Here is a 3,124-nt window from a genome sequence, read left to right as displayed (position 1 = left end):
ACGAGTTGCAGCCCTCCGCCTGCCGGGGCGTCGGACTGCGCGCCCCTACGGGTCGCAAGAGCACAGCCCATGTTTTCACCCAAAGCACTGCCCCGTATCCGCCTCACTGCGGCTCCGCTATCGCTCCGCCGCCCTGTGCATTTGCCGTCGCCCGCTGGGATTTCATCTCAATTTTGCTCACCGCAAAATGAGCGAAATCTCTTTTTACGCGGGCGGGCGACTGTCGAGTTCCGAGCCGGATGGAACTGCCCTACGCGGGCGGCGTCCGGGTGACCCCGGCGGGACGGAGCGATACTACGTATCGCTTGCTTGGTTGCTGTATCCCCTATTTCCTGTTCATGCGGTGGGCAGCGGCCCCAATCTTCGTCTTTGCCGTGTGCCGGTAAGCTTTTCGAATAAAAAGCGTCGGTTTCTGCGAGAACAGAAACCGACGCTCATTGCAAAAGTGTCCTTTTATAAGGTTTCAGGCTACATGTTCATCCCGCCGCAGCAGTGGATCACCTGCCCCGTCACATAGCTCGACAAATCCGAAGCCAGGAACGTGCAGACATTCGCCACATCGTTCGGCGTCCCGCCCCGTTTGAGCGGAATTTTCGATTCCCAGTCCTTGCGCACCTCTTCCGACAGCGCCCCCGTCATGTCCGTGATGATGAATCCCGGAGCGATCGCGTTGCAGCGGATCCCGCGCGATCCCAGCTCTTTCGCCGTCGACTTCGTCAGCCCGATCAGCCCCGCCTTCGAAGCCGAGTAGTTGGCCTGCCCCGCATTCCCGCTCACCCCGACCACCGAGCTCATGTTGACGATCGAGCCCGACTTCTGCTTCATCATGTACGGCAGCACCGCCTTCGTCAGGTTGAACGCCGATTTGAGGTTCACCCCGATCACCAGATCCCACTGCTGTTCGCTCATCCGCATCAGCAGCCCGTCGCGCGTAATCCCGGCGTTGTTCACCAGAATATCCACCCGGCCGAAATACTTGACGATCTGGTCGATCGTCTCCGCCGCCTGTGCGAAATCCGCCGCGTTCGACGCATATCCCTTGGCCTTGACCCCCAGCGCGGCGATCTCTTTTTCCGTATTCCGGAAGTTATCGTCTTCGTTCAGGTCGGTGAAAGCGATGTTCGCCCCTTCGGAAGCGAATTTGAGCGCGATCGCTTTGCCGATCCCGCGTGCAGCGCCCGTGATGACGGCGACCTTTCCTTCGAGAAGTTTCATGTCTGTAGTTCGTGTTTTGAAAAAGTTGTAACCGGAGCAAAGATAATGTTTTTTCCCGCATTCCGGGAACCTGCGGTGGAAGGGGGCGAAATTTTGCCTACCTTTAGCCCGCGAATACCTCGATTCGAATCGTTTAACTCTTTCAAATACAGCAAGGTACTATGAACCGCGACACAGCCATTTTCGACCTCATCGGGCAGGAACGCGCCCGCCAGACCCACGGTATCGAACTGATCGCCTCCGAAAACTTCGTCAGCGAAGAGGTGATGGAAGCGATGGGCTCCGTCCTGACCAACAAATATGCAGAGGGGTATCCCAACGCCCGGTATTACGGCGGCTGTCAGGTGGTCGATCAGGTCGAACAGCTGGCCATCGACCGCGTGTGCGAGCTCTACGGGGCCGAGTATGCCAACGTCCAGCCCCACTCGGGAGCGCAGGCCAATATGGCTGTTTTTCTGGCCGTGATGCAGCCGGGGGATACCTTCATGGGACTCGACCTGGCGCACGGGGGACACCTGACCCACGGGTCGCCGGTCAACTTCTCGGGGATTCTCTACCGGCCGGTGGGCTACCAGGTGGACGAGGCGACCGGCACGATCGATTACGACAAGATGGAGGCCCTGGCTTTGGAACACAAGCCGCGGATGATTATCGGCGGTGCGTCGGCCTACTCGCGCGAGTGGGACTACAAACGGATGCGCGAGATCGCGGACAAGGTGGGGGCGGTGCTGTGGGTCGATATGGCCCACACGGCGGGGCTGATTGCGGCGGGGCTGCTGGAAAATCCGGTGAAATACGCCCATATCGTCACCTCGACCACGCACAAGACCCTGCGCGGGCCGCGCGGGGGGATTATCCTCGTCGGAAAGGACTTCGAGAACTGGTGGGGGGTGAAGACGCCGAAGGGCGAGACCAAAAAGATGTCGGCCATGCTGAACAGCGCCGTTTTCCCGGGCGTACAGGGCGGGCCGCTCGAACATGTGATCGCGGCCAAGGCGGTGGCTTTCGGCGAGGCGCTCCAGCCGGCCTATAAGGAGTATCAGACGCAGGTGGTGAAGAATGCGCAGGCGATGGCAGCGGCGTTCGTGGCCAAGGGTTACAAGCTGATTTCGGGCGGGACGGACAACCACCTGATGCTGATCGACCTGCGGGGCAAGTTCCCGGAGTTGACGGGGAAACAGGCCGAACGCTCGCTCGTGGCGGCGGATATTACGACCAATAAGAACATGGTGCCGTTCGACAGCCGTTCGCCGTTCCAGACTTCGGGGATTCGGGTCGGTACGCCGGCCATTACGACGCGGGGGCTGAAAGAGGAACACATGCCGGTGATCGTGGATCTGATCGACCGGGTGCTGAGCGCTCCTGAGGATGAGCAGGTTATTGCGGCGGTGCGGAGCGAGGTGAATACCCTGATGGCGAACTTCCCGCTTTTCGCGTGGTAGGTTCGCGGGGCTGAGGCTGTCGCAGCGATGCGTGAGCGAAGCTTGAGTCCTGCGGAGCGCCCGGTGTGTGAACAGAGAACGGTGCGAAGAATTGGGCTGAGCAGAAAAGTGGAAATGCGTAGCATTTCCCGTCCACGGGACGTGGGGCCCGCGCGGCCTGAGCGCAGTACCCTCAAACCAATCGCGCGCCGCCGCCTAAAGAGGTGATTCAACTGTTTCGACGATGAGGCGAAACAGTTGAATCGCTCCGGCGCGCACACCAAACTCGTCCCGCGCGCGACCGCTGGAGTAGGAAATCATCCAAACGCGCACTGCGTGTTTGGATAAGATTTCCGTCAGCGCGCGGTAAATGCACTCAAAACGGTAGAAGTTGTAGCGGGCCGGTGCCAGCGAGGCCGGAAACGAGCTCCGTCGAGTTGCAGGCCTACGCCTGGGGTGGCTCCGGCCCGCGCGACCCTGCGGGTCGC

Annotated in this window: 3 protein-coding genes; 1 reads left to right on the top strand and 2 read right to left on the bottom strand. The window is 60.4% G+C overall.

The genetic code is table 11. The features are described from left to right. Window positions 1–468: 468 nt before the first annotated feature. On the bottom strand, window positions 469–1,215 hold the full coding sequence (gene fabG, locus QZ292_RS10130; protein ID WP_294601181.1) for a 3-oxoacyl-[acyl-carrier-protein] reductase: 747 nt from the start codon (window positions 1,213–1,215) through the stop codon (window positions 469–471). Between the two features lie 161 nt (window positions 1,216–1,376). On the opposite strand from fabG, the gene glyA reads away from it, so the two are divergent. Then, window positions 1,377–2,657, top strand: coding sequence for a serine hydroxymethyltransferase (gene glyA / locus QZ292_RS10125; RefSeq protein ID WP_294601179.1), 1,281 nt, complete (start codon window positions 1,377–1,379; stop codon window positions 2,655–2,657). 195 nt (window positions 2,658–2,852) lie between these two features. Here glyA and QZ292_RS10120 read toward each other — a convergent pair. After that, on the bottom strand, window positions 2,853–3,124 hold a 272-nt coding region (locus QZ292_RS10120), incomplete at its 5' end, for a hypothetical protein (protein WP_294601177.1).

It is taken from the genome of uncultured Rikenella sp. (assembly GCF_910577125.1).
GTDB lineage: Bacteria > Bacteroidota > Bacteroidia > Bacteroidales > Rikenellaceae > Rikenella.
The sequence above is the reverse complement of the archived record's forward strand: the minus strand, read 5'-3'. Positions and strand labels throughout refer to the sequence as shown.

What these genes read in the sequence shown, in the direction of transcription:
- fabG (WP_294601181.1), bottom strand. Translation starts at nt 1,215, where the DNA reads ATGAAACTTCTCGAAGGAAAGGTCGCCGTCATCACGGGCGCTGCACGC.
- glyA (WP_294601179.1), top strand. Translation starts at nt 1,377, where the DNA reads ATGAACCGCGACACAGCCATTTTCGACCTCATCGGGCAGGAACGCGCC.